Origin of the sequence: Burkholderia sp. AU32262 (assembly GCF_020419985.1) — a bacterium.
Classification (GTDB): domain Bacteria; phylum Pseudomonadota; class Gammaproteobacteria; order Burkholderiales; family Burkholderiaceae; genus Burkholderia; species Burkholderia semiarida.
Map to the genome: position 1 here is coordinate 36,704 of NZ_JAIZRS010000014.1, position 26,093 is coordinate 62,796.

The window sequence follows — 26,093 nt, forward strand, 5'->3', positions numbered from 1 at the left end:
TTCACGCCGCGGGCGTGGCGGCGACGGCTTCAGCGATGCTCGTCGTGCCGTCCAGCACGCGCGCGAATGCCGCGTCGCGCAGGGTACGCACGCCCTCGGCCGCCACGCATTGCGCGAGTTCGCGGACGCTTGCCCGCGCGACGATGCGCTCGGCCAGCCCGGGCGATACCGGCATCGTCTGATGCAGGCCGATGCGGCCGCGATAGCCGATTCCGTGACAGGCGGAACAGCCGCGCGCGACGAACGGCCGCCAGCCGGTCGCCAGCGCCGCCGGGTCGCAGCCGGCTTCCCGCAGCGCGCGCGCCGATGCGTCCGAATGCACGCGGCAGGCGACGCACAGGCGCCGGACGAGGCGCTGCGCGGTGACGAGGTGCAGCGCGGCCGCGAGGTTGTACGGTGCGACGCCGATGTCGAGCAGCCGCGCGACGGCGGCCGGCGCGTCGTTCGTATGCAGCGTCGACAGCACGAGATGGCCTGTCTGGGCGGCCTTGATCGCGACATCGGCCGTCTCCGCATCGCGAATCTCGCCGACCATGATGACGTCGGGATCCTGTCGCAACAGCGCGCGCAGCGCGGTCGCAAACGTGAGACCGGCCTTGTCGGCGACGCCGACCTGGTTGATCCCGTCGAGCTGGATCTCGGCGGGATCCTCGACCGTACAGACGTTGTGCGCGTCGCGATCGAGCATCTGCAGCGCGCAGTAGAGCGACAGCGTCTTGCCGCTGCCGGTCGGGCCGGTGACGAGCACGAGGCCATGCGGCGCACGGATCGCGGCCTCCATCGCGGCGGCCTGCCGCGTGTCGAAGCCGAGGTTGGCAAGCGTGAGATCGGGCGGCAGCGTTTCGAGCCGCCGCAGCACGAGCTTTTCGCCGAACAGCGTCGGCAGCGAACTGACGCGGTAGTCGCCGCGCGTGCCGCCGTCGATCGCGATGCGCAGCCGGCCGTCCTGCGGAAGCCGCCGCTCGGCGATGTCCATGCGCGAGAGCACCTTGATCCGCGTCACGAGCGCATCGCGCAGGTGCAGCGGCGGTCGCGCATGTTCATGCAGTACGCCGTCGATGCGCAGACGGATGCGCCAGCCGGCTTCGAACGGCTCGACGTGGATGTCCGACGCGTCGCGCACGCGCGCCGCGTGCAGCGTGTCCGTCAGCAGCCGTACGGCGGGGGCATCGTCGAGCTGGGCCGCATCGAGTGCATGGGGTGCGGCGGCGTGCGCGGGCGCCGACTGCGTGTGCGGCGACGCCCCGGAGGAAGGGAAGTGCATGTGAGCCGGCACGCTGGCCGCCTGTTGACCGTGATGCGCAGATGATCGCGCGTCGCGGGCGGCGCCGGCAGTCGGCCGTTCGGCTAGCGGGAGGCGGCGCGCCCGCTGCGCGTGCCGCGCGGCTTGAAGAGCTTGACGGTGCGTACCGCCTGATCGTCGCTGCGCATCACTTCGAGCATCACGTCGCCGATTTTCAGGCACACGTCGTCTTCGGGAATTTCCTCGAGGATCTCGAGCACGAGCCCATTCAGCGTCTTCGGCCCGTCGGTCGGCAGTTTCAGGTGCAGCCAGCGGTTCAGTTCGCGCAGCGGCATGCTGGCCGACACGATGCATTCGCCGTTCTCGTCCCAGCCGCCCGCGCGTTCGCTGCGCGGCATCGACGTCGTGAATTCGCCGATCAGCTCCTCGATGATGTCCTCGGGCGTGACGAGTCCTTCGAGCTCGCCGTACTCGTTGACGACGAGCGCGGTGCGCTGCCGGGTTTCCTGGAAGAACTGGAGCTGCTGGACCACCGGCGTGCCCGACGGCACGTAGTACGGCTCGGCGAGCAGCGTGCGCAGCGTCTCGCGGTCGAAATCCTGGTTGTGCAGCGCGGTGAGCGTCTTGCGTACGTGCAGCACGCCGAGCACCTTGTCGATGTCGCCTTCGTAGACCACCAGGCGGTTGTGATAGCAGGTTTCGAGCTGATGCAGGATGTCGTCGAGCGGCGCGTAGAAGTTGAGCGACTCGATCTGGCGGCGCGGCACCATCACGTCGTCGACCGTGATGTTCTCGAGGTCGAACAGGTTGAGCAGGATGCTGCGGTGCTTGGTCGGCATGAAACTGCTCGATTCGAGCACGATGGCGCGCAGCTCGTCGGCCGACATTCGCTGGTCGCGGCCCTTCTTCGTGTTGATGCGCAGCACCCACAGCACGCCGTTCGCGAGCGCATTGACGAACCAGACGACCGGCTTGAACACGCGCATCAACGGGGCGATCACGAGGCTCGCGGGCAGCGCGATGCGCTCGGGGAACGTCGCGCCGACGATCTTCGGCGCGATTTCCGCGAACACGATGATCAGGAACGCGACGACGCCGGTCGCGATCGACAGCGCGAGGTTGTTGCGGCCGAACGTATGGAGCGCGAGCGACGTCGTGAGGACCGGAATGATCGTGTTGAACAGGTTGTTGCCGATCAGGATCACGCTGAGCAGCAAGTCAGTGCGCGTGAGCAGCCCCTGCGTGGTTTTCGCGCCGAGCACGCCCTGGCCGGCGAGATGCTTCAGCCGATGGCGATTGAGCGCCATCATCGCGGTCTCGGAAATGGAAAAGAAGCTGGAACAGAGGAGAAGCAGGAAGACGGCGCCGATTTGCGCCCATAAGGGAATTTGGTCCACGCGTTGGAAAGGGCAGTGAAGGACAGGGATGGGGCAAATATAGCAGAGGCCGGCGACCGCGATGTGTCGCGCGCGACACGAGGGCCCGCGGCGGCCGGACGAAAAAAAACCGTGCACAAGGTGCACGGTTTTTTTAAATCTGGTCGGGGTGAGAGGATTCGAACCTCCGGCCTCTACGTCCCGAACGTAGCGCTCTACCAGGCTAAGCTACACCCCGATTTTTGCTCTTCGGACTTTGCCGTCTTCTTGAAGATCGCTGCGTCGTCACAAGCAAGAACGTAACTATAACGATGTTTTTTCTAAAAGGGAATACTTTGGTGAAGAAATTTTTCGAGACAAGGCGGCGCTTCCCGTTCGCCGCGTGTTTACGACTGCCGCGACGTCGAGTATGAACACAACCCGAGCAGGCTTTCCTTGTAGATCGAATCGGGGAACGCGGCAATCGCCGCCGCCGCTGCCTGCGCTTCCTGGCGTGCGCATTCGAGCGTGTGGTCGAGCGCGCCCGAGCGCGTGATCGCTTCGAAAATCGTGTCGAAGCGATCGGTGCCGCCGTGTTCGATCGCCTCGCGGGCGAGCGCCGACTGGTCGGGCGTGCCGCGTTCGATCAGATAGATGAGCGGCAGCGTCGGCTTGCCTTCGCGCAGGTCGTCGCCGGCATTCTTGCCCATCGCCTCGGCGGTGCCCGCATAGTCGAGCCAGTCGTCCATGATCTGGAATGCGGTGCCGATCCGGCGGCCGTATTCGGCGGCGGCGGCCTCGGTCGGCGCGTCGGCGCCCGCGAGCACCGCGCCCAGGCGGGCCGATGCCTCGAACAGCTTCGCCGTCTTGTAGCGGATCACCTGCATGTAGCGCGTCTCGTCGACGTCCGCGTCGTGCATGTTCAGGAGTTGCAGCACCTCGCCTTCCGAAATGATCGTCGTCGCTTCGGACAGGATCTCCATCACGCGCATCTTGCCGACGCCGACCATCATCTCGAACGAGCGCGAGTAGAGGTAATCGCCTACCAGCACGCTCGCCGCGTTGCCGAACAGCGCATTGGCGGTCTGGCGGCCGCGGCGCAGCTCGGATTCGTCGACGACGTCGTCATGCAGCAGCGTGGCCGTATGGATGAACTCGACGACGGCGGCCAGCACGTGCCGCTGGTGCGACGTTTCGCCGAGCGCGCCGGCGACGAGCAGCAGCAACGCCGGACGCAGCCGCTTGCCGCCCGCGCCGATGATGTACTCGGCGATCTGGTTGATCAGCAGCACGTCGGACGCGAGGCTTTGCCGGATAACGCGATTCACCTGCTCCATGTCGCTGGTGATCGGGGCGAGCAGGTGGGCGGCGCTGAGGGTGGGGGAGGCGGTGGACGACGACATGATGATGGAATTGGGTGATGCGGCGGATTATAAGTCGAATCCGCGATATGCCGGTCTGTCAGACATACCCGTGGCGCGATTTTGGCCGTTCGGCCGAGGCCCGCGCGCGGCAATCGTCGATCGGCTTTGACTTGGGTGCTAACCCCATGTATAATCACGTGTTTTCCGCGCGTGGTGTGCGGAAAAATTGGATCCAGAGTGAGGTTCTCAATGTACGCGGTCATAAAAACCGGCGGCAAGCAGTACAAGGTTGCCGTTGGCGAAAAACTCAAAGTAGAACAGATACCGGCTGACATTGACGCTGAAATCACGCTCGACCAGGTTCTCGCAGTGGGCGAAGGCGAATCGATTAAGTTCGGTACGCCGCTGGTCAGTGGGGCTTCCGTCAAGGCCACCGTCGTGTCGCACGGTCGTCATGCCAAGGTCACCATCTTCAAGATGCGTCGCCGGAAGCACTACCAAAAGCACGGCGGCCACCGCCAGAACTACACTGAGCTGCGCATCGACGCGATCAACGCGTAAGCGCCTCGGTAAAGGAGCAATCAGATGGCACACAAAAAGGCAGGCGGCTCTTCCCGGAACGGCCGCGACTCCGAGTCGAAACGTCTCGGCGTGAAAGTGTACGGCGGCCAGGCAATCAACGCTGGCGGCATCATCGTGCGTCAGCGCGGCACGCGCATGCACGCTGGCGAGAACGTCGGCATGGGCAAGGATCACACCCTGTTCGCGCTGGTCGACGGTCACGTCAAGTTCGCGACGAAGGGCGCGGACAAGAAGCATCTGGTCATCGTCGTCCCGGCGGCTGCCTGAGTCAGGCACCCACGGGCTTCGTAGCCGAAAGGCCCCGCAGTCTTCGCGGGGCCTTTTTTATTGGGTCGCCGGCCGCAAATGCGGGCCGGCGGCCCTCGCGCAACCGGCGTACGATCGGCCGAACGGCAGATTGTTCAAGCGTGTCGGCGCGCGGCACAATAGCGGAAATACTGGGCGGAGTGACGAATGAAGTTCATTGACGAAGCACGAATCGAAGTCATCGCCGGCGACGGAGGCGATGGCAGCGCGTCGATGCGCCGCGAGAAATTCGTCCCGTTCGGCGGGCCGGACGGCGGCGACGGCGGCCGGGGCGGCAGCGTTTACGCGATCGCCGACCGCAACATCAACACGCTGATCGACTACCGTTACGCGAAGAAGCATCTCGCACGCAACGGCGAAAACGGCCGCGGCTCGGATTGCTACGGCAAGGGTGGCGACGATGTCACGCTGCGCATGCCGGTCGGCACGATCATCAGCGACATGGATACCGGCGAGCTGATCGCCGATCTGACCGAGCACGACCAGCGGGTGATGCTCGCGCAGGGCGGCGCCGGCGGCCTCGGCAACCTGCATTTCAAGTCGAGCACGAACCGCGCGCCGCGCCAGAAGACGGACGGCAAGCCGGGCGAGCGGCGCATGCTGAAGCTCGAGCTGAAGGTGCTCGCCGACGTCGGCCTGCTCGGCATGCCGAACGCGGGCAAGTCGACCTTCATCTCGTCGGTGTCGAACGCGAAGCCGAAGATCGCCGACTACCCGTTCACGACGCTCGCGCCGAATCTCGGCGTGGTGCGTGTCGGGCCGAGCAAGAGCTTCGTGATCGCCGATATCCCGGGGCTGATCGAAGGGGCGGCCGAAGGCGCGGGCCTCGGGCATCAATTCCTGCGCCACCTGCAGCGTACCGGCGTGCTGCTGCATCTGGTCGATCTCGCGCCGTTCGACGAAAGCGTCGATCCGGTCGCGGAAGCGACGGCGATCGTCGGCGAACTGCGCAAGTACGACGAGGCGCTCTACGAGAAGCCGCGCTGGCTCGTGCTCAACAAGCTGGACATGGTGCCGGAAGACGAGCGCGAGGCGCGCGTCGCGGATTTCCTCGACCGCTTCGGCTGGGACGGCCCCGTGTTCGAGATCTCGGCGCTGACGGGCCAGGGCTGCGAAGCGCTGTGCTACGCGATCTACGACTACCTCTCCGAACATTCGGACGCGCATCGCGCGGCGGAGGCGGAGGATCTCGCGGCGGACGTGCGTTTCCGCGAGGCGCCGTCGGCGAAGGGTGGTGCGGCGCCGGGCGACGACGCCTGAACGGTTCGCTGACGCGCCGGGCGTGCCGCCCGGCGTTGGCGTTCCATCGGGCCCGGCCGGGGCGGGCATCAGATACAGGAGACAGTGCAGGATGCGTTCGATCATCGCGGATTCGAAGCGATTGGTGGTGAAGGTGGGCTCGAGCCTCGTGACCAACGACGGCAAGGGGCTCGATCATGCTGCAATCGGCCGCTGGGCAGCCCAGATCGCTGCGCTGCGTGCGCAGGGCAAGGAAGTCGTGCTCGTCAGTTCGGGCGCGATCGCCGAAGGCATGCAGCGGCTCGGCTGGAGCAAGCGGCCGCGGGAAATCGACGAGTTGCAGGCCGCCGCCGCGGTCGGCCAGATGGGGCTCGCGCAAGTCTACGAAAGCCGCTTTACCGAGCACGGCATCCGCACCGCGCAGATCCTGCTCACGCACGCCGACCTGGCGGATCGCGAGCGCTATCTGAACGCGCGTTCGACGCTGCTCACGCTGCTGCGGCTCGGCGTCGTGCCGATCATCAACGAGAACGACACGGTCGTCACCGACGAAATCAAGTTCGGCGACAACGACACGCTCGGCGCGCTCGTCGCGAACCTGATCGAAGGCGATGCACTGATCATCCTCACCGACCAGTCGGGGCTGTTCACGGCCGATCCGCGCAAGGACCCGAATGCGACGCTCGTCGGCGAGGCCAACGCGGGCGCACCGGAGCTCGAGGCGATGGCAGGCGGGGCCGGTTCGAGTCTTGGCCGCGGCGGAATGCTGACGAAGATCCTCGCGGCGAAGCGGGCGGCACACAGCGGCGCGAATACCGTGATCGCAAGCGGCCGGGAGTCCGACGTGCTCGTGCGTCTGGCGGCCGGCGAGGCGATCGGCACGCAACTGATCGCACGGACCGCGCGGATGGCGGCACGCAAGCAATGGATGGCCGATCATCTGCAGGTGCGCGGCCATGTCGTGATCGATGCCGGCGCGGTCGAGAAGCTGACGGCCGGCGGCAAGAGCCTGCTGCCGATCGGCGTCACCGACGTGCAGGGCGCGTTCGCGCGCGGCGAGGTGATCGCGTGTGTCGGCCCGGACGGGCGCGAGGTGGCGCGCGGGCTCACGAACTACAGCAGCGCGGAAACGAAGCTGATTCACCGCAAGCCGAGCGGCGAGATCGAGGCCGTGCTCGGCTACATGCTGGAGCCCGAACTGATTCATCGCGACAACCTCGTGCTGGTGTGATCGCCAGCCGGTTTTCGTCGTCGAAATGAAAAAGCCCGCATCGCGCGGGCTTTTCGTTGCAGCGGGGCGATGCGGGCGACGGGCCCCCGCGCGCCGTCAGCGCAGCTGCGTCATCGCGGTGCGGTGGAACCGGATGTTTTCGAGGATCTGCCGGGTGGAGCCCTGGGGCATCTTGTTCGAGCAGAAGTAGTCCTGGTAGAGCGCGGAGTGGTAGGCGTTCAACTCGCCGTTCTCGATGCGCCGCCAGTCGTTCTCGACGGTGCGATCCCAGCCGTTGTGGTCCGCGTTCAGGCCGGCGTACTGGCGCCATTCGTAGGTGTCGCAGCGGATGCCTTCGTAGTTCACGTTGCGCGCGCCGGCCGGGCTCGTGATCACGACGGCGTAGCGCACGACGCCGTCGGTGCCGACGTCGAGCGACTTCGCATCGACGAAGAACTTGAGCGGCGTGTTCTGCGACACGTTGAATGGCAGCAGATCGCCCGTTTGCGGTAGCGGCGGCAGCGTGTCGACGGCGTTTTCCTTCCAGGTTCCCTGCCGGTCGAGCAGGTACACGAACTCGCTGTCATCCTTGTTGGACGGCGCTTTCGAGTTCGCGCAACCGGCCAGGGCGGCCATCGCGGCGATCGATGCGAGCGCGAGAGCAATCGCTTTCAATATGCATTCCTCGTAAAAAAAGGGCGCGACACCAAGGTCGCGCCCGGTCATGCAGTCCAACTCGTCATTTGCCGACGATCACGCGGGGCGGCATCTCGTCGAGCGTGCTCGCTTCCACTTCGACCTCCGAACAGACTACCGATGCGTCGACAATCGTCAGCGTCTGGGCCTGTGCGCCGATGACGCGCGGATAGCGCGACACACGCGGCCCGCGCGGCTTCTCGGCTCGCTGCGCCGGGCGGCGCAGGAAGCGCGACAGTTCCGTCAGCGCCAACTGATAGACATCCCGCTTGAACTCGATCACCGCATCGAGCGGCACCCAGTACTCGTTCCAGCGCCACGCATCGAACTCCGGGTGATCGGTCGCGCGCAAGCAAATGTCGCAATCGCGTCCGACCATCCGCAGCAGGAACCAGATCTGCTTCTGGCCGCGGTAATGACCGCGTACTTCGCGTTTGATGAACTTGTCAGGCACCTCGTAACGCAACCAGTCGCGAGTGCGGCCGATTATCTTGACGTGTTCCGGATGCAGGCCCGTTTCCTCGTGCAGTTCCCGGTACATCGCCTGCATGGGGGTCTCGCCGTACTTGATCCCACCTTGAGGAAACTGCCAGGAATGCTCGCGGAGCCGCTTGCCCCAAAACACCTCGTTGCGCGCGTTCAAGAGGATGATGCCGACGTTCGGGCGAAAGCCTTCACGATCCAGCATACAACCACCTTCGAATCCTTTAAAATTGCTTTGATTATAAACAGATAACGGGCGCTGCGCACCGTGACGGAGCGAATCCGCGCGGGGTACGCCGGCTGAATTGTCCCTGATTAGTCTGCTACGTCGTCTGCGCCATCGTCGTCCCTCGTTGTTCGCCGCGCGCAGCTTTTTCACCTTGAAACTTTTTCGGGCGCCCCGCCTGGGGGCGCCGTTTTTGGAACCGTCCGCATGAAAGCTTCCCGTTTCTTTATCGGCACCCTGAAAGAGGCACCCGCCGACGCAGAGATCGTCAGCCACAAGCTGATGGTCCGCGCCGGCATGATCCGTCGCGTCGCCGGCGGCATCTACAACTATCTGCCGGTCGGCCTGCGTTCGATTCGCAAGGTCGAGGCGATCGTGCGCGAGGAAATGAACCGGGCGGGCGCCATCGAGCTGCTGATGCCGGCCGTGCAGCCGGCCGAGCTGTGGCAGGAATCGGGCCGCTGGGAACAGTACGGCCCCGAGTTGCTGCGCTTCAAGGACCGCAAGGACAACGATTTCGTGATCGGGCCGACGCACGAGGAAGTCGTCACCGACATCGCGCGCAACCAGATCAAGAGCTACCGGCAGATGCCGGTGAACTTCTACCAGATCCAGACGAAGTTCCGCGACGAGATCCGTCCGCGCTTCGGCGTGATGCGCGGCCGCGAATTCATCATGAAGGACGCGTATTCGTTCGACAAGGATGCGGCGGGCCTGAACGAGTCGTACCGCAAGATGTACGACGCGTACGTGCGCATCTTCACGCGCCTCGGCCTCGAGTTCCGCGCGGTGGCGGCCGACAGCGGCTCGATCGGCGGCAACTTCTCGCACGAATTTCACGTGATCGCCGACACTGGCGAGGACGCGATCGCGTACTGCCCGACGTCCGAATTCGCGGCGAACGTCGAGGCGGCCGAAGCGCTGCCGCTGATTGCCGAGCGCGCGGCGCCGGCCGAAACGATGGAAAAGGTCGCGACGCCCGGCAAGGCGAAGTGCGAGGCCGTCGCCGAACTGCTGTCGATCCCGCTCGAGCGCACGATCAAGTCGATCGTGCTCGCGACCGACAATGAAGGCGCCGAGCCGACCATCTGGCTCGTGATGCTGCGCGGCGATCACGACCTGAACGAGATCAAGGTGTCGAAGCTGCCGGGCCTGAAGAACCACCGCTTCGCGACCGAGCAGGAAATCGTCGAGTGGTTCGGCACGCCGCCGGGCTACCTCGGCCCGGTCGGCACGAAGAAGCCGGTGAAGGTAATTGCCGACCGCACGGTCGCGAACATGAGCGACTTCGTCGTCGGCGCGAACGAGGTCGACTATCACATCGCGGGCGTGAACTGGGGCCGCGACCTGCCGGAGCCGGAAGTTGCCGACGTGCGCAACGTGAAGAAGGGCGATCCGTCGCCGGACGGCAAGGGCGTGATCGACATCTGCCGCGGCATCGAAGTCGGCCACGTGTTCCAGCTCGGCACCAAGTACTCGGAAGCGATGGGCGCGACGTTCCTCGACGAGTCGGGCAAGCCGCAGCCGATGCTGATGGGCTGCTACGGCGTCGGTATCACGCGTATCCTGGGTGCGGCGATCGAGCAGAACTTCGACGACCGCGGCATCATCTGGCCCGAGTCGATCGCGCCGTTCGAGGTCGTGCTGTGCCCGATGGGCTACGACCGCAGCGACATGGTGCGCGAGACGGCCGACAAGCTGTACGCGGAACTCGTCGCCGCCGGCATCGACGTGATCCTCGACGATCGCGGCGAGCGCCCGGGCGTGATGTTCGCCGACTGGGAGCTGATCGGCGTGCCGCATCGTCTCGTGATCGGCGAGCGCGGCCTGAAGGAAGGCAAGGTCGAATACCAGGGCCGCCGCGACGCCGAAGCGACGCTGCTGCCGGCCGACGCGGCCGCGGCGACGGTCGCCGAGAAGATCCGCGCCGCGCTCGCGCACTGAGCGCGGCGACCGGGGACACGATGGAATACACGTTCCTGTCCGCCACCGTGCTCCTCGTGCTGATCACGGACCCGCTCGGCAACATCCCGCTGTTCATTTCGGCGATGCGGGATGTGCCGCGCGAGCGGCGCGTGAAGCTGATCCTGCGCGAAGTGGGGATCGCGTTCGTGATCCTGCTGTTCTTCATGCTGGTCGGCGATCGCTTTCTGCGGATGATGAGCCTCACCGACCTGTCGCTGCGGCTCGGCGGCGGGATCGTGCTGTTCCTGATCGCGCTGCGGATGATTTTCCCGCATCCGGACGGCGCGCTCGGCAGCGATCCGCGCGCGGGTGGCGAGCCGTTCATCGTGCCGCTCGCGATTCCCGCGCTGGCGGGGCCGTCCGCGCTCGCGACGGTGATGCTGATGACGTCGCAGGCGCCCGGCAAGATGCTCGAGTGGGTCGGCGCGCTGACGGTCACGATGCTCGTCTGCGCGATCACGCTGGTGCTGGCCGAACGGATCCAGCAGTGGCTCGGCGAGCGGACGGTCGCGGCGTTCGAGCGGCTGATGGGGCTCGTGCTGGTCGCGATCTCGGTCGAGATGCTGCTGGCCGGCATCCGCGCGTTCGCGCACCAGTTATAAGCAGGCGGCGCGGAAACAAAAAAGCGGCGCTCCGGGCAACCGGCGCGCCGCTTTCCATTTATATAGCGGGTATATGGCGGACAGCGCGGCGATCAGACGTTCGCGGTCAGCGCGCGGATCGTCGGCAGGTTGCGCCAGTAGCCCTTCGCGTCCATCCCGCAGCCGAACACGTAGCGGTCCGGCACCGAGAAGCCGCAGAAGTCGGGGTGCAGCGGTTTCGCCTTCGTGAGCGTCTTCTCGCACAGCACGGCGGACATGAAGCGCTTCGCGCCCATGTCGAGGATGCGGTCGCGGATCGCGGCCATCGTCTCGCCTTCGTCGAGGATGTCGTCGAGTACGAGCACGATGCGGTCTTTCACCGATTCGCGCGGTGCGACGCGCCAGTGCATCTCCGGGCTGCCCTGCGTCGTGTTGCGGTAGCGGGTCAGGTGGATGTAGTCGAATTCGAGCGGGAAATCGAGATGCGGCAGCAGCATCCCGGTAAACACCGCGGCGCCGCCCATCACCGAGAGAACGAGCGGGAACGCGTCGCCGATCTCGGCGCGGATCGCGTCGGCCATCTTCGAGATCGACGCGTTGACGGCGTCGGCCGAGACGATCTCTTCGGAGTGGTCGAAAATGTGGAGGGCTTCTTCGCGGTTCATGTGTTCTGGCGGGCAGTCGGTATACAAATAAGGATGAAGCAGAACGGCCGGCGCGCGCTACGGCAAAAACCCGCGCGCCGGCCGACGGGCGAAATCAGCGCATGCCGGGCATCATGCCCTTCAGCCCGCGCATCATCTTCTGCATGTTGCCGCCCTTCAGCTTCTTCATCATCGTACGCATCTGGTCGTACTGGTTCAGCATCCGGTTGACTTCCTGCACCGGCACGCCCGCGCCGGCTGCAATGCGGCGCTTGCGCGTCGCCTTGATGATTTCGGGTTTCGCGCGCTCGGCGGGCGTCATCGAGCTGATGATGCCTTCCATCCGGCGGATCGACTTCTCGGCCTGGCCCATGTCGGCGCCGGCCGCCGCCTGCTGGAACTGCGCGGGCAGTTTGTCCATCAGCGACGACAGGCCGCCCATGTTCTTCATCTGCGAGATCTGCGCGCGGAAATCGTTCAGGTCGAAGTCGCCGCCTTTCTTGACCTTGTCGGCGAGCTTCTGCGCGGCCTGGACGTCGACGCCGCGCTGCGCCTCCTCGACGAGCGCGAGGATGTCGCCCATGCCGAGGATCCGGTTCGCCATCCGGTCGGGGTGGAACACCTCGAGGCCGTCGAGCTTCTCGGCGACGCCGACGAACTTGATCGGCTTGCCCGTGATGTGCCGCACCGACAACGCGGCGCCGCCGCGCGAGTCGCCGTCGAGCTTGGTGAGTACGACGCCTGTGAGCGGCAGCGTGTCGTTGAAGGCCTTCGCGGTGTTGACCGCGTCCTGGCCGAGCATCGCGTCGACGACGAACAGCGTTTCGGCCGGCTTCAGCACGCCGTGCAGCGCGGCGATTTCCTGCATCATCGCCTCGTCGATGCCGAGGCGGCCGGCCGTGTCGACGATCAGCACGTCATGGTAGTGGCGCTTCGCCCAGTCGACGGCCGCGAGCGCGATGTCGACGGGCTTCTGGTCCGGCGTGGACGGGAAGAAATCGGCGCCGACCTGTTCGCTCACCGTTTTCAGCTGCATGATCGCGGCCGGGCGATACACGTCGCACGACACGGTCAGCACCTTCTTCTTGTACTTCTCGCGCAGCAGCTTCGCGAGCTTGCCGGCGGTCGTGGTCTTGCCCGCGCCTTGCAGGCCGGCCATCAGGATCACCGCGGGCGGCGTGACCGCGAGGTTCAGCTCGGCGGCCTTGCCTTCGTAGTCGCCGCCGATCACGGCGGTGAGTTCCTTCTGGACCACGCCGACGAGCGCCTGGCCCGGCGACAGGCTGCTGATCACTTCTTCGCCGAGCGCCTTTTCCTTGACCTTGGCGATGAATTCGCGGACGACCGGCAGCGACACGTCGGCTTCCAGCAGCGCGAGACGCACCTCGCGGAGCATCTCCTGCGTATTCGCCTCGGTGAGCCGGGCCTCGCCGCGCAGCGTCTTGACGACGCGCGCCATCCGTTGAGTGAGATTGTCGAGCATGGGGAGCGATGGACAGTGGGGCCCGAAGGCGCGGCGGAACCGAACAAAGGGAGCCGTCGCGGGGAGGGGGCCTAGTGTAAACTTCGAACATGGATATTGTACTGTATGCCCTCACCGCATTCCTGTACGGCGGCCTCGCCGTCGCAGGCTGGCGTGCGCACCGCCAGGGTGCGACGCCGCTCGTCGCGAGCGTGCCGGCCGTGCCGGTCCCGGCGTCCGCCGCGTCCGGGATGAGCGGGGCCGGCCGCGCGCTGCTGTTCGCCGCGCTGGTCGCGCACGGCGTGCTGCTGCACATGACGATCTTTCCGAACGACGCGATGGTGTTCGGCTTCGCGTTCGCGCTGTCCGCGATGTTCTGGCTCGGCGCCGGCATCTACTGGATCGAGAGCTTCTTCTTCCCGCTCGACAGCCTGCGCCTGCTGGTGCTGCCGCTCGCGTGCGGCGCGTCGCTGCTGCCGCTGATATTCGGCGGCGTGCGGGTGCTGCCCTATGCCGCGGCGCCGCTGTTCAAGCTGCATTTCCTGATCGCGAACATCGCGTACGGCCTCTTCGCGATCGCCGCGCTGCACGCGATCCTGATGCTGATGGTCGAGCGGCGTCTGCAGTCGCTGAGGAGCGGCGGGCGCGACGGCTCGACGGGCTGGATCGCGAGCTGGCTCGAAACGCTGCCGCCGCTGCTCACGCTCGAGAAGCTGCTGTTCCGCCTGATCGGCGCCGGCTTCGTGCTGCTGACGCTGACGCTCGCGTCGGGCATCCTGTTCAGCGAGCAGGTCGACGCGCGCGCGTTGCGGCTCGATCACAAGACGGTGTTCGCGATCCTGTCGTGGCTGATGTTCGGCGGCCTGCTGGTCGCCCGCAAGACGTCGGGCTGGCGTGGCCGCGGGGCCGCGCGCTGGGTGCTCGTGTCGTTCGCCGCGCTGCTGCTCGCGTATGTCGGCAGCCGGTTCGTTTTCGAGGTGCTGCTGCACCGCTCCGTGGTTTGACCGCAGGTTTCCGATGCGACAGATTCTTCTCCTGATTCTTCTCTTCTTCGCGGGTTCGTGGCTCGCGCGCAAGCTGCGCCACGCGCAGGAACAGGCGCAGGCGCGCGGCGGTCGCGGCGCCGGTAACGGCGGTGCGCCCGGCGCCGGCGCCGCGCGCCCGAACGGCGACGCGCGCTCGCTGCCCGAACCGATGGTGCGCTGCGCCGAGTGCGGCGTGCATGCGCCGAAGGGCGATGCCATCGCCGCGAGCGGCGAGTACTTCTGCAGCGCCGAGCATGCGCAGCGCCACGCCGCGCGCGTGAACGGCCGCGACGCGCGATGAGCGACGCGCCGGTGTTGTCGGTCGACGCGAACGGCTGGGTGCGCGAAGCGCGCCATGCGCCGTCGCCGAACTTCGAGGCGCGGCCCGCGGGTGCGGTGCCGACGCTCGTGGTCGTCCACAACATCAGCCTGCCGCCCGGCGAATTCGGCGGCGACGCGATCGAGGCGCTGTTCCTGAATCGTCTCGACTGCGATGCGCACCCCTATTGCCAGAGCCACCTGCGCGGCGTGCGCGTGTCCGCCCATTTCCTGATCCGTCGCGGCGGCGAGCTCGTGCAGTTCGTGTCGTGCGACGAGCGCGCATGGCACGCCGGCTCGTCCGAGTTCTTCGGCCGCACGCGCTGCAACGACTTTTCGATCGGCATCGAGCTCGAGGGGGCCGACGACGTGCCGTTCGACGATGCGCAATACGCGGTGCTCGCCGCGCTCTCGCGCGCGCTCGCCGCGCGCTACCCGGTCGATGCGTTCGCCGGGCATTCGGACGTCGCGCCGGGCCGCAAGACCGACCCGGGCCCGCATTTCGATTGGCAACGCTTCGCGAGCGATGCCGGTTTTTCCGCCGAATACTTTCCTTTCCGTCAGCACTGATCGCGGGGTTTTTTGATCGGAGAAAGTTTTTTCTCCGATCAATGCCTTGCCGCGTCTGCGCGTGAGCGATGTCAAGACCTCTATCGCAAATTATCCGTTTGGACGTCCTCCGAATGTCCACTATACTTGGTGCCAGTTGAGCGGTTCTGTACTAGATATAGTGTGTGTCGCAGGGGAAAACCCGAGCGGCACCGGCCGGCGGGCAACGTCGGCGGACAGGGTTCTCAAGGCGGCGCGTCAGGCCGGGCGGTCCGGGCGTCGCGACCAGCGCAGCGAACATCGACGGGGCAGGGTACACATGACGAAGCACACGACCGGCCGGGTTGTCGCGCATCGACCGAACCGGCTTCCCCGGCGCATCGCTCGCCTCTTACCGCTCGCGCACCGCATTGCGCAGCGTTCGTTTTAATCCGCGGTTCTCTCCGCACCATCCAACACCAGGAGCTTTGCACATGCAAACCACCGACAACGCGACGTCCCAGTACGAGAGCGCCTCGAGCCGTCCGCTCGGCGGGACCGAACAGGGCGCGAAGGCGCTCGCGCCGCAGGCCACGTTCGCCGACTACAAGGTGATCCGCCGCAACGGCAGCGTGGTGTCGTTCGAACCCTCGAAGATCGCGATCGCGGTGACCAAGGCTTTCCTGGCCGTCAATGGCGGGCAGGGCGCGGCATCGGCGCGCGTACGCGAGCAGGTCGAGCAACTGACGCACAACGTCGTTCGCGCGCTCGTGCGCAGCCGCCCGAACGGCGGTACGTTCCATATCGAAGACATCCAGGATCAGGTCGAACTCGCGCTGATGCGCGGCGGCGAGCACAACGTCGCGCGTGCGTACGTGCTGTACCGCGAGAAGCGTCACCTCGAGCGCCAGCATGCGGGCGAGGAAGCGGCGGCAGCGGGCGGCGAGTCGACCACCGGCATCAACGTCGTCGACAACGGCGTCACGCGCCCGCTCGACCTGAACGCGCTGCGCGCGCTGATCGTGTCGGCGTGCGACGGCCTCGGCGCTGCGGTTAACCCTGACCCGATCGTCGCGGAGACGGTGAAGAACCTGTACGACGGCGTGCCGATGAGCCAGGTCTACGACTCGGCGATCCTCGCGGCGCGCACGATGATCGAAAAGGATCCGGCATACAGCCAGGTCACGGCCCGCATCCTGCTGCACACGATCCGTCGCGAGATCCTCGGCGAGGAAGTCGTGCAGGCCGAGATGTCGACCCGCTACGCCGAATACTTCCCGCAGTTCCTGAAGCGCGGCGTGGACGCCGGCCTGCTCGACGACAAGCTGCTGCAGTTCGACCTGAAGCGCCTCGGCGAAGCGCTCGACGCGAACCGCGACCTGCAGTTCGGCTACCTCGGCCTGCAGACGCTGTACGACCGCTACTTCCTGCACGTCGAAGGCACCCGCATCGAAATGCCGCAGGCATTCTTCATGCGCGTCGCGATGGGCCTGTCGCTGAACGAGATCGACCGCGAAACGCGCGCGATCGAGTTCTACAACGTGCTGTCGAGCTTCGACTTCATGAGCTCGACGCCGACGCTGTTCAACTCGGGCACGCACCGCTCGCAGCTGTCGTCGTGCTACCTGACGACGGTCGCGGACGATCTCGACGGCATCTATGAAGCGCTGAAGGAAAACGCGCTGCTGTCGAAGTTCGCCGGCGGCCTCGGCAACGACTGGACGCGCGTGCGCGCACTCGGCTCGCATATCAAGGGCACGAACGGCAAGTCGCAAGGCGTGGTCCCGTTCCTGAAGGTCGTGAACGACACGGCCGTCGCGGTGAACCAGGGCGGCAAGCGCAAGGGCGCGGTCTGCGCGTACCTCGAATCGTGGCACCTCGACATCGAGGAGTTCCTCGAGCTGCGCAAGAACACCGGCGACGATCGCCGCCGCACGCACGACATGAACACGGCGAACTGGATTCCCGACCTGTTCATGAAGCGCGTGATGGAAGGCGCCGACTGGACGCTGTTCTCGCCGTCGACCTGCCCGGACCTGCACGACAAGTTCGGCGCGGAATTCGAGGCGGCTTACACGGCTTACGAAGACAAGGTCGCGCGCGGCGAGATCAAGCTGTTCAAGAAGATCCCGGCGCAGCAGCTCTGGCGCAAGATGCTCGGCATGCTGTTCGAGACGGGTCACCCGTGGATCACGTTCAAGGATCCGTGCAACGTGCGCTCGCCGCAGCAGCACGTCGGCGTCGTCCACTCGTCGAACCTGTGCACGGAAATCACGCTGAACACGAGCGACACCGAAATCGCGGTGTGCAACCTCGGCTCGGTGAACCTCGTCGCCCACCTGGTGAAGCAGGCCGACGGCAGCTACGCGCTCGACCATGACAAGCTCAAGCGCACGATCAGCGTCGCGATGCGCATGCTCGACAACGTGATCGACATCAACTACTACGCGGTGCCGAAGGCGCGTAACTCGAACCTGAAGCACCGCCCGGTCGGCATGGGCATCATGGGCTTCCAGGACTGCCTGCACCTGCTGCGCACGCCGTACGCGTCGCAAGCGGCGGTCGAGTTCGCCGACCGTTCGATGGAAGCCGTCTGCTACTACGCGTACTACGCGTCGACCGAGCTGGCCGAGGAGCGCGGCCGCTACTCGAGCTACCGCGGCTCGCTGTGGGATCGCGGCATCCTCCCGCAGGACACGCTGAAGCTGCTGACGGAAGCGCGCGGCGGCTACGTCGAGGTCGACACGTCGGAATCGCTCGACTGGACGACGCTGCGTGCGCGGATCGCCACGCACGGCATGCGCAACTCGAACTGCGTCGCGATCGCGCCGACGGCGACGATCTCGAACATCATCGGCGTGTCGGCCTGTATCGAGCCGACCTTCCAGAACCTGTACGTGAAGTCGAACCTGTCGGGCGAATTCACGGTGGTGAACGAATATCTCGTCCGCGACCTGAAGGAGCGCGGCCTGTGGGACGAAGTGATGGTCGCCGACCTGAAGTACTTCGACGGCATGCTGTCGCGCATCGACCGCATCCCGGCCGACCTGCGCGCGATCTACGCGACCGCGTTCGAGGTCGACCCGACGTGGCTGGTCGAAGCGGCATCGCGTCGCCAGAAGTGGATCGACCAGGCGCAGTCGCTGAACATCTACATGGGCGGCGCGTCGGGCAAGAAGCTCGACGAGGTGTACAAGCTCGCATGGCTGCGCGGCCTGAAGACGACCTACTACCTCCGCACGATGGCGGCGACGCACGTCGAGAAGTCGACGGTCGCGCACGGCGCGCTGAACGCGGTGCCGACGGGCGGTGCGGGCAGCGGCGGTGCAGGCGGTTCGGGCAGCGGCGGCGCGCAAGGCGCGGCGGGCGGCTTCGGTGCGGCAGGCGGCGCTGCATCGTCGGGTACGGTCAACGCGGCGCCGGCGCTCGCGCCGGTGGAAGCAGACGGTCCGGTGTGCACGATGCGTCCGGGCGACCCCGGCTTCGACGAGTGCGAAGCGTGCCAGTAACGCAGTGCGCCTGACCTGAGAAGCAGGCCTGGGCGGCGCGCACGACGACCGATCGAGGTTGAAGTGTGCGCCGCTCTCAACTAAAAAAATGATAAGGAATCTGTAACGCGACACCTGCGTTGCAGGCAGTGACAAGCGATCGAAACAGCCCCGACGACGTCGCGTTTCGATCAGCGTTCGACGCGTCGAGCGCACCTCGCGATACAAGCGCGACTCACGTCGCGCGCTGCATGAATGACGATGCGTTGCTCAAAGTGTTGTATCGAGGTCGCAACGCGAATCGAAAAAAGGATTTTTCGTGAGCGAACCCTTTTATCGCTCAGGAAAAGATGGTACAAACCGTTCTAAATTGATGGTGAGAATTTATGCTCAACTGGGATGACGAGAAGACTGCCGTAACCCCCGCGAGCGGAGCGCAGCAAAACGCGATGCGCACCTCCGCCGGGATGGCTGTCGGAATGCAGGCTGCAACGCCTGCCGCCCATCAGGTCCGTGACATTTTCGAAGGCGATCTTGCGGTGCCGCCGCAAGCATCGGCTGTTCCCGCCGGCGGTACGGAAGCGCGGGTCAATGTCGCCGACAAGCGCATCATCAACGGCCAGACTGACGTCAATCAGCTGGTGCCGTTCAAGTACAAGTGGGCGTGGGAAAAGTATCTGGCCGGTTGCGCGAACCACTGGATGCCGCAGGAAATCAACATGTCCCGCGACATCGCACTGTGGAAGGACCCGAACGGTCTGACCGAGGACGAGCGCCGCATCGTGAAGCGCAACCTCGGCTTCTTCGTGACGGCCGATTCGCTCGCGGCGAACAACATCGTGCTCGGCACGTACCGCCACATCACGGCGCCCGAGTGCCGGCAGTTCCTGCTGCGCCAGGCGTTCGAGGAAGCGATCCACACGCACGCGTACCAATACATCGTCGAATCGCTCGGCCTCGACGAAGGCGAGATCTTCAACGCGTACCACGAGGTCACGTCGATCCGCGCGAAGGACGAATTCCTGATCCCGTTCATTCATACGCTGACGGACCCGGCCTTCAAGACCGGCACGCTCGAAGCGGATCAGAAGCTGCTGAAGTCGCTGATCGTGTTCGCCTGCATCATGGAAGGCCTGTTCTTCTATGTCGGGTTTACGCAGATCCTCGCACTCGGCCGCCAGAACAAGATGACGGGTGCTGCGGAGCAATATCAGTACATCCTGCGCGACGAGTCGATGCACTGCAACTTCGGCATCGACCTGATCAACCAGATCAAGCTCGAGAACCCGCATCTCTGGACCGCCGAATTCCGCGCCGAGATCCGCGAGCTGTTCAAGCAGGCTGTCGAACTCGAATACCGCTACGCCGAGGACACGATGCCGCGCGGCGTGCTGGGTTTGAACGCGTCGATGTTCAAGAGCTATCTGCGCTTCATCAGCAACCGCCGTTGCCAGCAGATCGGCCTCGACCCGCTGTTCCCGAACGAGGAAAACCCGTTCCCGTGGATGAGCGAGATGATCGACCTGAAGAAGGAACGCAACTTCTTCGAGACGCGTGTGATCGAGTATCAGACGGGGGGCGCGCTGTCCTGGGAATAACCCGCAGCAGCGAACCCGTTACATGATGGAGCAGCCGGTGGCCTCTCGGCCCCGGCCCAAGGTTTAGGAGCAAGAACGCCTGATGCAAAGCATGCCCGGTGCCTTAGCGGCCCAACGATACGACAGGCACTTTGCGAACCCTTCAGTGGGATGGGCAAACTTCCCTCCGGAAAAAGCGGACGGCCGTGTGGCGGTCCGCTTGATCAAGCGATTAGGGGTAGCGGCGCGAGGTGCGCCGGCTACCGACTTGATTTGGCGCGCGAGGCCGGGTGGTCACGCGCGCCATACCGTATTCATTAGCGTAAGCGCGCGGTATCTGCGTACGCCGATGAATAGCCCGCTTCGAAGCGCACGTCCTGAACAGCGTCCGCGGGAAGCGGGTTTTGACGAAGGGTGTAGTTTGAACTGACTCTCATCTGAACCTGAAGGAGAACAACATGGCTACTGCCAAGAAGAAACCGGCTGCTAAGAAGGTTGCTGCAAAGAAGACCGTTGCGAAGAAGGCTGCTGCTCCGGCGAAGAAGGCCGCGGTGAAGAAGGTTGCCGCGAAGAAGGTCGCGGTGAAGAAGGTTGCCGCGAAGAAGGCAGCACCGGCGAAGAAGGCCGCTGCAAAGAAGGTTGCAGCCAAGAAGGTCGCAACGAAGAAGGTTGCAGCCAAGAAAGTCGCAGCGAAGAAGGTCGCGGTGAAGAAGGTTGCTGCAAAGAAGGCAGCACCGGCCAAGAAGGCCGCCGCGAAGAAGGTTGCAGCCAAGAAAGTCGCGGTGAAGAAGGTTGCCGCGAAGAAGGCCGCACCGGCGAAGAAGGCTGCTGCGAAGAAGGCCGCGCCCGCGAAGAAGGCTGCCGCGAAGAAGGCCGCACCGGCGAAGAAGGCTGCCGCGAAGAAGGCTGCGCCCGCCAAGAAGGCTGCCCCTGCGAAGACGGCTGCCGCACCGGCGAAGAAGGCTGCTGCCCCGAAGAAGGCCGTCGTGAAGAAGGCCGCGCCGGCAACGACCGCGTCGACCGCATCGGTTGCGCCGGCATCGGGCGTGAAGACCGCGCTCAACCCGGCAGCAGCATGGCCGTTCCCGACCGGCAGCCGTCCGTAATCGCGGCTGAGCAGCATCACCCGGACACTCATGTGTCCGTGGGTTGAGTAGCGCTACTCAATCAGTCCCGCCATCTGGCTCAGCTCAGGTGGCGGGATTTTTTTCGTCCGTATTCGTCCGTATGGGTCATCGATCGGCGGGCCGACGCGAGCGCGGACGAAAACGGGCGGACGAAAAAAAAACGCATGCGCGGCTTCGCACATGCGTTCGACCGCGGCTTGCGCCGCGTGCTGAGGATATCGGTTAGTGCGTGACGCGCGTGACGCCGCCGCTCGACAGCAGGCGTACGCGCTCGCCGGCGCGGAACGCTTCGCCGCTCGCTGCCTGCGTGATCGAGCGCAGGTCGCCGTTGTCGAGACGCACGGTGATTTCGACACCGTTCGCCGTGCTGAGGTTTTCGCCGACCGCGTTGCCCGCGACCGCACCGACGAGGCCGCCGGCGATCGCCGTCAGGATCGAACCTTTGCCGCCGCCGATCGCGCTGCCCGCGACCGCACCGAGTGCGCCGCCGCCGAGCGTGCCGATCGCGCTGCCGCCGCCGTCGGACTGGATGCGCACCGCGCGGACGCTTTCGACCGTGCCCATGCGGACAGTTTGTTCGCGCTGCGCCTGGCCGACGCTATAGACATCCGCCGAACCGGGTGCCGTGAAGCAGCCGGCGAGGGTCAGCGTGGCCGTCAGCATGGCCGCGAGCGTGAGGGTTTTTCTGGTCAACATCTTTGCTCTCCCACAATATTCATTTGAGACTGTAACCGAATGCAGTCTCGAAGCGTGCGTCGATTTCCTCGCGCGTCAGTACGTAAGTCTGGGGCCCTTGATGAGCGATCTTGAGCGAGCCCAACAGGCTCGCGAGGCGGCCCGTGGTTGCCCAGTCGAGACCGTGCTCGATGCCGTACAGCAAGCCGCCCCGGAAGGCGTCGCCGCAGCCGGTCGGATCGGCGATGCGCTCGGCCGGCACGACCGGAATCTGCTCCGTGCCCTGCTTGTGGCGGATGGTCGCGCCGTGCTCGCCGCGCGTAATGACGAGAGCGTCGACCCGACTGGCGATTTCGTCTTCGGACCATCCCGTCTTGTCGCTCACCAGCTTGGCCTCGTAGTCGTTGACCGCTACATAGGTCGCAAGTTCAATGCTGCGGCGCAGCGTCGCACCGTCGAACAGCGGCAGGCCCTGGCCCGGATCGAACACGAACGGCACACCGGCGCGGGCGAGTTCTTCCACGTGCTGCACCATTCCGTCGAAACCGTCCGGGCCGACGATCGCGAGCTTGATGTCCGGCGCGTCGCCCGCATGGTTCAGGTGCGACTGCATCATCGCGCCCGGGTGGAATGCGGTGATCTGGTTGTTGTCGAGATCGGTCGTGATCATCGCCTGCGCGGTGTACGTATCGGGCAGCACGCGCACATGGTCGCGGCGCAGGCCGAGCTGGTCGAACCGGTCGAGATACGGCTGCGCGTCGAACGCGCCCATCGTGGCCATGATGCGCGCATCGCCGCCGAGCAGGTGCAGCGCGTACGCGATGTTGCCCGCACAGCCGCCGAATTCGCGGCGCATCGTCGGCACGAGGAAGCTCAGGTTGATGAGGTGCACCTGGTCGGGCAGGATGTGCTCGCGGAATCGCCCTTCGAAGGTCATGATGGAGTCGTAGGCGATCGAGCCGCAAATCAGCGTAGCCAAGGTGTGCGTTCCTGTAGAAATGAGGGGCCCTGCGCGACAACGCCGCGCGAAGGGCGCGGCGCGGCAGGGGAAAGCGGAAGAAAGCTTACTTCAGTGCGGCGAGCGCTGCATCGTAGTTCGGCTCGTCCTTGATTTCGCCGACGAGTTCCGCGTGGATCACCTTGTCCTGCGCGTCGAGCACCACCACCGCACGCGCGGTCAGGCCGTTCAGCGGGCCGCTCGTCACGTCGACGCCGTACGCGTTCGCGAATGCGCGGCCGGTGCGGAACGTCGATGCCGTCACGACGTTCGCGAGGCCTTCGGTCGTGCAGAAGCGCGTGGCGGCGAACGGCAGGTCGGCGGACACGACGATCACGACCGTGTTGTCGAGCGACGACGCGGCTTCGTTGAACTTGCGGGTGGACGTCGCGCAGGTCGGCGTGTCGAGGCTCGGCACGATGTTCAGCACCTTGCGCTTGCCGGCGAAGCTGGCGAGCGTCAGATCGGCGAGATCCTTGCCGACCAGCTTGAAATCGGCGGCTTGCGCGCCGACAGCCGGGAACGTGCCGGCGAGATCGATCGGGTTGCCACCCAGCGTAACTTTGCTCATGTTCGTGCTCCGAAATAGCGCGCCGCTCGGGCGCGCGGGTTGAGACGGGCGCGCAAGCGCGCCGCGGCGCGTCACGGATAAAAGATCTGGACGCGGAAATTCGAGGCCGGCGTGCCGTTCGTTTCGAGGCGGACGACCATCGTCTGCGTCGTGCCGGGCGGCAGCCCGGCGTCGATCGGCGTGCCCGGGCGCACGTAGTCGCGCGGCGCGAGCACGCGGCGCACGGTGACGTGGTTGGTGTCGTCGAGCAGCGTGAGTTCGAGCGACGGGTACGCGAGCGCGACGCGGTAGCGGTTCGTCAGCGGCACCTTCAGTTCGAGCTCGCGCGGGCCGTCGAGCTGGCGCAGGTCGGTCGCGTCGAGCCGCAATCCGTCGATCGCACGCGGCGGCGTGACCGTGCAGCCGAGCGGCGCGCACGCCTGCCGGAACCAGCCCTGCGTGGCGGGCCAGTAGATCATCAGCGTTTCGCGCTGCCACCACGCCAGTTGCGCGGCGAGCAGGGCGACCAGCGCGGCCGCGACGAGGCCGCCGAAAAAGCCGCCGAGCATCCCGCGCCGCTGCGGCGCGCGCGTCTCGCGCGTGACGGCGAAGTGTGGACGATCGTCATCGGTCGGTGCGGCGGGGAACGGGACGGCCAGTTGGACGGCCGGTTGAACGGCCGGCTGGGCGTCTGGCTGGATGATCGGTTCGTCGGCCGCTGCTGTCGTCGGGGCCTTGTCGTGCCGGGAGAAGGTATCGGGTTCCGATGCGGTTTCGGTTTCGGTAACGGCGGGCGCGGGCCTGAACGCAAAGCGCGGTTCGCGCGGCGCGCGTTCGTCGTCGGGCGCCGCGAAGTGCGCGGGCACGACGGGTTCGACCGGTTCGGCGGCGGTTTCCGTTTCGGGCGGCAGGTGAGCGACGAAGCGCGGCTCGCGCGGGTCGCGCTCGACGGGCGCGGGCGACGACGCGGCTTCCCCGGTTTCGTGCGGTTCGTGCGGTTGCGGCGAATGCGGTTCGGCCGGTTGCTCGACGGCTGCCGAGGCATCGAGTTCGGCCGGAGACGACGCGAACGGCTCGGGCGTACCCGACAGATGGACGACGCCGGCTTCCGTGGACGGAAGCGCGAGCGGTATCAGCGGTTCGGTGCGCACGGTCACGGCGCTGTGCTGCAGCGACGGATCGACGCCGCCGTCGAGCCACGGCGCCCACATGTCCCAGCCTTCCGGCTTGTAATCGGCGCCGGTCGGCAATTCGGGCGGCGCGTCGGAGGTGAACAGCCGCGCCGGGGCGGCTTGCTGGCGTGCGTCGCCGCCCTGCGGCGCGGCAGCCGGTTCGGTCAAGGCCGGCTCGGGCTGCCGCGCGTACTCGGGAACGAGCGATTCGGCGGCGTTGAAGACTTCGTGGCAATGCCCGCAGCGCACGAGCCCGTGGTGCAGCGAGAGCTGTTCCTGCTGCAGCCGGAAGACGGTTTCGCAATGAGGGCAGCGCGTCGCAAGAAGCATGTCGAGCCGGGCGGCCTGCTGGCCAGAGTGAAGGACAGCGCTATTCTAATGGCTTTCGCGGCGGGTTCCGGCGAGGCATACCCAACCTTCGTGCTCGCGCCAGACCGAGATGTCGACGTAGCGCGCATAGACGGCCGCCACTTCGTCGGCCTGGCGCGCGAGCACGCCGGACAGCGCGATGCGCCCGCCCGGCTTGACCTTCGACGCGAGCATCGAGGCCATCAGCTTCAGCGGGTTCGACAGGATGTTCGCGACGACGATGTCGAATTCGCCGTCCGGGCAGGCGTCGGGCAGCCCGTACGTGACTTCCGCGCGGTTGCGTTCGCTGTTCTGGCGCGCCGATTCGACCGCCTGCGGATCGATGTCGATGCCGATCACGGGGTTCGCACCGCATTTCTTCGCCAAGATCGCGAGGATGCCCGAGCCGCAGCCGTAGTCGAGCACCGACTGGCCCGGCTTCACCGACTGCTCGAGCCATTCCATGCACAGCCGGGTAGTGGGGTGGCTGCCGGTGCCGAACGCGAGGCCGGGATCGAGCTCGAGGACGAGCGCATCGGGATCGGGCGCGTCGTGCCACGACGGCACGACCCAGATCCGCTCGCCGATCGGGATCGGCTCGAACTGCGACTGCGTGAGCCGCACCCAGTCCTGCTCCTCGACTTCGCGCACGACGAACTTCGGCGTCTCGGCGATGCCGATCTCGTTCGCGGCCGCCGCGAGCAGCACGGCCGGCTCGTGGTCGGCCGACAGCAGCGCGACCACGCGCGAGCGCTGCCACGCGGTGCGATCGGGCACGAGGCCCGGCTCGCCGAAGAGCGGCTGTTCGTCGGGCGTGTCGGCGTCGGCGTCCTCGACGGACACCGACAGCGCGCCGAGCTCGAGCAGCGCGTCGGACAGGGCCTCCGCATGCTCGCGGGCCAGTTCGACGACGAGTTCGCGATAACTCATGC

General features: G+C 66.0%; 25 protein-coding genes and 1 tRNA gene. 13 read left to right on the forward strand and 13 right to left on the reverse strand.

The features are described 5' to 3' along the window. Position 1 precedes the first annotated feature (1 nt). The 4 genes from LGN10_RS18055 to LGN10_RS18070 all read right to left on the reverse strand — a co-directional run bounded on the left by LGN10_RS18055 (position 2) and on the right by LGN10_RS18070 (position 4,001). The gene (locus LGN10_RS18055; RefSeq protein ID WP_226224505.1) at positions 2–1,264 is read right to left on the reverse strand and encodes a GspE/PulE family protein; all 1,263 of its coding nucleotides are present in this window, start codon (positions 1,262–1,264) and stop codon (positions 2–4) included. 83 nt (positions 1,265–1,347) lie between these two features. Further along, positions 1,348–2,640, reverse strand: coding sequence for an HlyC/CorC family transporter (locus tag LGN10_RS18060; RefSeq protein WP_226224507.1), 1,293 nt, complete (start codon positions 2,638–2,640; stop codon positions 1,348–1,350). Between the two features lie 140 nt (positions 2,641–2,780). Further along, positions 2,781–2,857 (reverse strand) — tRNA-Pro (locus LGN10_RS18065). 148 nt (positions 2,858–3,005) lie between these two features. Then, positions 3,006–4,001, reverse strand: coding sequence for a polyprenyl synthetase family protein (locus LGN10_RS18070; protein WP_059580886.1), 996 nt, complete (start codon positions 3,999–4,001; stop codon positions 3,006–3,008). A gap of 210 nt (positions 4,002–4,211) precedes the next feature. Here LGN10_RS18070 and rplU point away from each other — a divergent pair, with 210 nt between their 5' ends. From rplU to proB, 4 genes are all read left to right on the forward strand, one after another. Then, complete coding sequence (gene rplU, locus LGN10_RS18075; protein WP_006025184.1) at positions 4,212–4,523, forward strand: 50S ribosomal protein L21; 312 nt, start codon at positions 4,212–4,214, stop codon at positions 4,521–4,523. A 24-nt stretch (positions 4,524–4,547) separates the two neighbouring features. Further along, the gene (gene rpmA, locus LGN10_RS18080) at positions 4,548–4,811 is read left to right on the forward strand and encodes a 50S ribosomal protein L27 (RefSeq protein WP_006476999.1); all 264 of its coding nucleotides are present in this window, start codon (positions 4,548–4,550) and stop codon (positions 4,809–4,811) included. 186 nt (positions 4,812–4,997) lie between these two features. Continuing rightward, positions 4,998–6,110 (forward strand): GTPase ObgE, encoded by a 1,113-nt coding sequence (gene obgE, locus LGN10_RS18085; RefSeq protein WP_059580889.1) that lies wholly within the window; start codon positions 4,998–5,000, stop codon positions 6,108–6,110. A 91-nt stretch (positions 6,111–6,201) separates the two neighbouring features. After that, positions 6,202–7,320 (forward strand): glutamate 5-kinase, encoded by a 1,119-nt coding sequence (gene proB / locus LGN10_RS18090; protein ID WP_059580892.1) that lies wholly within the window; start codon positions 6,202–6,204, stop codon positions 7,318–7,320. A 96-nt stretch (positions 7,321–7,416) separates the two neighbouring features. Here the strand turns inward: proB and LGN10_RS18095 are convergent, their stop codons facing one another. Together LGN10_RS18095 and LGN10_RS18100 are read right to left on the reverse strand one after the other, a co-directional pair. Continuing rightward, complete coding sequence (locus LGN10_RS18095; protein ID WP_059580894.1) at positions 7,417–8,025, reverse strand: CNP1-like family protein; 609 nt, start codon at positions 8,023–8,025, stop codon at positions 7,417–7,419. A gap of 13 nt (positions 8,026–8,038) precedes the next feature. Continuing rightward, positions 8,039–8,683, reverse strand: coding sequence for an RNA pyrophosphohydrolase (locus LGN10_RS18100; protein ID WP_059580896.1), 645 nt, complete (start codon positions 8,681–8,683; stop codon positions 8,039–8,041). Positions 8,684–8,911: 228 nt separating this feature from the next. Here LGN10_RS18100 and LGN10_RS18105 point away from each other — a divergent pair, with 228 nt between their 5' ends. After that, positions 8,912–10,648, forward strand: a complete 1,737-nt coding sequence (locus LGN10_RS18105) for a proline--tRNA ligase (RefSeq protein ID WP_059580899.1) — start codon at positions 8,912–8,914, stop codon at positions 10,646–10,648. Between the two features lie 20 nt (positions 10,649–10,668). Continuing rightward, positions 10,669–11,271, forward strand: coding sequence for a MarC family protein (locus LGN10_RS18110; protein ID WP_059580901.1), 603 nt, complete (start codon positions 10,669–10,671; stop codon positions 11,269–11,271). Between the two features lie 92 nt (positions 11,272–11,363). On the opposite strand, the gene LGN10_RS18115 is transcribed toward LGN10_RS18110, so the two are convergent. Next, the gene (locus LGN10_RS18115; RefSeq protein WP_059580903.1) at positions 11,364–11,915 is read right to left on the reverse strand and encodes a hypoxanthine-guanine phosphoribosyltransferase; all 552 of its coding nucleotides are present in this window, start codon (positions 11,913–11,915) and stop codon (positions 11,364–11,366) included. Positions 11,916–12,009: 94 nt separating this feature from the next. Then, complete coding sequence (gene ffh, locus LGN10_RS18120; RefSeq protein WP_059580906.1) at positions 12,010–13,377, reverse strand: signal recognition particle protein; 1,368 nt, start codon at positions 13,375–13,377, stop codon at positions 12,010–12,012. Between the two features lie 89 nt (positions 13,378–13,466). Here ffh and LGN10_RS18125 point away from each other — a divergent pair, with 89 nt between their 5' ends. From LGN10_RS18125 to LGN10_RS18155, 7 genes are all read left to right on the forward strand, one after another. Further along, positions 13,467–14,360 (forward strand): inner membrane protein YpjD, encoded by an 894-nt coding sequence (locus LGN10_RS18125; RefSeq protein WP_059580909.1) that lies wholly within the window; start codon positions 13,467–13,469, stop codon positions 14,358–14,360. A gap of 13 nt (positions 14,361–14,373) precedes the next feature. After that, positions 14,374–14,682, forward strand: coding sequence for a PP0621 family protein (locus tag LGN10_RS18130; protein ID WP_060312603.1), 309 nt, complete (start codon positions 14,374–14,376; stop codon positions 14,680–14,682). Further along, positions 14,679–15,269, forward strand: coding sequence for a 1,6-anhydro-N-acetylmuramyl-L-alanine amidase AmpD (gene ampD / locus LGN10_RS18135; RefSeq protein ID WP_226224508.1), 591 nt, complete (start codon positions 14,679–14,681; stop codon positions 15,267–15,269). The genes LGN10_RS18130 and ampD overlap by 4 nt, the downstream gene beginning before the upstream one ends. Positions 15,270–15,721: 452 nt before the next feature. Beyond that, complete coding sequence (locus LGN10_RS18140; RefSeq protein WP_059580916.1) at positions 15,722–18,736, forward strand: ribonucleoside-diphosphate reductase subunit alpha; 3,015 nt, start codon at positions 15,722–15,724, stop codon at positions 18,734–18,736. A gap of 365 nt (positions 18,737–19,101) precedes the next feature. After that, a complete protein-coding gene (locus tag LGN10_RS18145; protein WP_006476978.1) occupies positions 19,102–20,313 on the forward strand; it encodes a ribonucleotide-diphosphate reductase subunit beta in 1,212 nt (403 codons plus the stop codon). Between the two features lie 82 nt (positions 20,314–20,395). After that, the gene (locus LGN10_RS18150; RefSeq protein ID WP_081059043.1) at positions 20,396–20,722 is read left to right on the forward strand and encodes a hypothetical protein; all 327 of its coding nucleotides are present in this window, start codon (positions 20,396–20,398) and stop codon (positions 20,720–20,722) included. 28 nt (positions 20,723–20,750) lie between these two features. After that, a complete protein-coding gene (locus LGN10_RS18155; RefSeq protein ID WP_081059044.1) occupies positions 20,751–21,398 on the forward strand; it encodes a histone H1-like DNA-binding protein in 648 nt (215 codons plus the stop codon). Positions 21,399–21,641: 243 nt separating this feature from the next. On the opposite strand, the gene LGN10_RS18160 is transcribed toward LGN10_RS18155, so the two are convergent. From LGN10_RS18160 to prmA, 5 genes are all read right to left on the reverse strand, one after another. Beyond that, on the reverse strand, positions 21,642–22,115 hold the full coding sequence (locus LGN10_RS18160) for a glycine zipper 2TM domain-containing protein (RefSeq protein WP_059580922.1): 474 nt from the start codon (positions 22,113–22,115) through the stop codon (positions 21,642–21,644). A gap of 19 nt (positions 22,116–22,134) precedes the next feature. After that, positions 22,135–23,073: a carbohydrate kinase family protein gene (locus LGN10_RS18165; protein WP_059580925.1), complete on the reverse strand. Its 939-nt coding sequence runs from the start codon at positions 23,071–23,073 to the stop codon at positions 22,135–22,137. 85 nt (positions 23,074–23,158) lie between these two features. Then, on the reverse strand, positions 23,159–23,662 hold the full coding sequence (gene tpx, locus LGN10_RS18170) for a thiol peroxidase (protein WP_050013872.1): 504 nt from the start codon (positions 23,660–23,662) through the stop codon (positions 23,159–23,161). 71 nt (positions 23,663–23,733) lie between these two features. Then, positions 23,734–25,143 (reverse strand): zinc-ribbon and DUF3426 domain-containing protein, encoded by a 1,410-nt coding sequence (locus LGN10_RS18175; RefSeq protein WP_226224510.1) that lies wholly within the window; start codon positions 25,141–25,143, stop codon positions 23,734–23,736. A 45-nt stretch (positions 25,144–25,188) separates the two neighbouring features. Then, positions 25,189–26,091 carry a 50S ribosomal protein L11 methyltransferase gene (gene prmA / locus LGN10_RS18180; protein WP_099316055.1) on the reverse strand — a complete coding sequence of 301 codons (903 nt, stop codon included), beginning with the start codon at positions 26,089–26,091 and terminating at the stop codon, positions 25,189–25,191. Positions 26,092–26,093 lie beyond the last annotated feature (2 nt).

What these genes read in the sequence shown, in the direction of transcription:
- ffh (WP_059580906.1), bottom strand. Translation starts at nt 13,377, where the DNA reads ATGCTCGACAATCTCACTCAACGGATGGCGCGCGTCGTCAAGACGCTG.
- LGN10_RS18105 (WP_059580899.1), top strand. Translation starts at nt 8,912, where the DNA reads ATGAAAGCTTCCCGTTTCTTTATCGGCACCCTGAAAGAGGCACCCGCC.
- LGN10_RS18150 (WP_081059043.1), top strand. Translation starts at nt 20,396, where the DNA reads ATGCAAAGCATGCCCGGTGCCTTAGCGGCCCAACGATACGACAGGCAC.
- obgE (WP_059580889.1), top strand. Translation starts at nt 4,998, where the DNA reads ATGAAGTTCATTGACGAAGCACGAATCGAAGTCATCGCCGGCGACGGA.
- prmA (WP_099316055.1), bottom strand. Translation starts at nt 26,091, where the DNA reads ATGAGTTATCGCGAACTCGTCGTCGAACTGGCCCGCGAGCATGCGGAG.
- LGN10_RS18070 (WP_059580886.1), bottom strand. Translation starts at nt 4,001, where the DNA reads ATGTCGTCGTCCACCGCCTCCCCCACCCTCAGCGCCGCCCACCTGCTC.
- LGN10_RS18140 (WP_059580916.1), top strand. Translation starts at nt 15,722, where the DNA reads ATGCAAACCACCGACAACGCGACGTCCCAGTACGAGAGCGCCTCGAGC.
- LGN10_RS18100 (WP_059580896.1), bottom strand. Translation starts at nt 8,683, where the DNA reads ATGCTGGATCGTGAAGGCTTTCGCCCGAACGTCGGCATCATCCTCTTG.
- LGN10_RS18155 (WP_081059044.1), top strand. Translation starts at nt 20,751, where the DNA reads ATGGCTACTGCCAAGAAGAAACCGGCTGCTAAGAAGGTTGCTGCAAAG.
- tpx (WP_050013872.1), bottom strand. Translation starts at nt 23,662, where the DNA reads ATGAGCAAAGTTACGCTGGGTGGCAACCCGATCGATCTCGCCGGCACG.
- LGN10_RS18125 (WP_059580909.1), top strand. Translation starts at nt 13,467, where the DNA reads ATGGATATTGTACTGTATGCCCTCACCGCATTCCTGTACGGCGGCCTC.
- LGN10_RS18175 (WP_226224510.1), bottom strand. Translation starts at nt 25,143, where the DNA reads ATGCTTCTTGCGACGCGCTGCCCTCATTGCGAAACCGTCTTCCGGCTG.
- LGN10_RS18055 (WP_226224505.1), bottom strand. Translation starts at nt 1,264, where the DNA reads ATGCACTTCCCTTCCTCCGGGGCGTCGCCGCACACGCAGTCGGCGCCC.
- rplU (WP_006025184.1), top strand. Translation starts at nt 4,212, where the DNA reads ATGTACGCGGTCATAAAAACCGGCGGCAAGCAGTACAAGGTTGCCGTT.
- LGN10_RS18110 (WP_059580901.1), top strand. Translation starts at nt 10,669, where the DNA reads ATGGAATACACGTTCCTGTCCGCCACCGTGCTCCTCGTGCTGATCACG.
- ampD (WP_226224508.1), top strand. Translation starts at nt 14,679, where the DNA reads ATGAGCGACGCGCCGGTGTTGTCGGTCGACGCGAACGGCTGGGTGCGC.
- LGN10_RS18130 (WP_060312603.1), top strand. Translation starts at nt 14,374, where the DNA reads ATGCGACAGATTCTTCTCCTGATTCTTCTCTTCTTCGCGGGTTCGTGG.
- LGN10_RS18145 (WP_006476978.1), top strand. Translation starts at nt 19,102, where the DNA reads ATGCTCAACTGGGATGACGAGAAGACTGCCGTAACCCCCGCGAGCGGA.
- LGN10_RS18095 (WP_059580894.1), bottom strand. Translation starts at nt 8,025, where the DNA reads ATGACCGGGCGCGACCTTGGTGTCGCGCCCTTTTTTTACGAGGAATGC.
- rpmA (WP_006476999.1), top strand. Translation starts at nt 4,548, where the DNA reads ATGGCACACAAAAAGGCAGGCGGCTCTTCCCGGAACGGCCGCGACTCC.
- LGN10_RS18160 (WP_059580922.1), bottom strand. Translation starts at nt 22,115, where the DNA reads ATGTTGACCAGAAAAACCCTCACGCTCGCGGCCATGCTGACGGCCACG.
- LGN10_RS18115 (WP_059580903.1), bottom strand. Translation starts at nt 11,915, where the DNA reads ATGAACCGCGAAGAAGCCCTCCACATTTTCGACCACTCCGAAGAGATC.
- proB (WP_059580892.1), top strand. Translation starts at nt 6,202, where the DNA reads ATGCGTTCGATCATCGCGGATTCGAAGCGATTGGTGGTGAAGGTGGGC.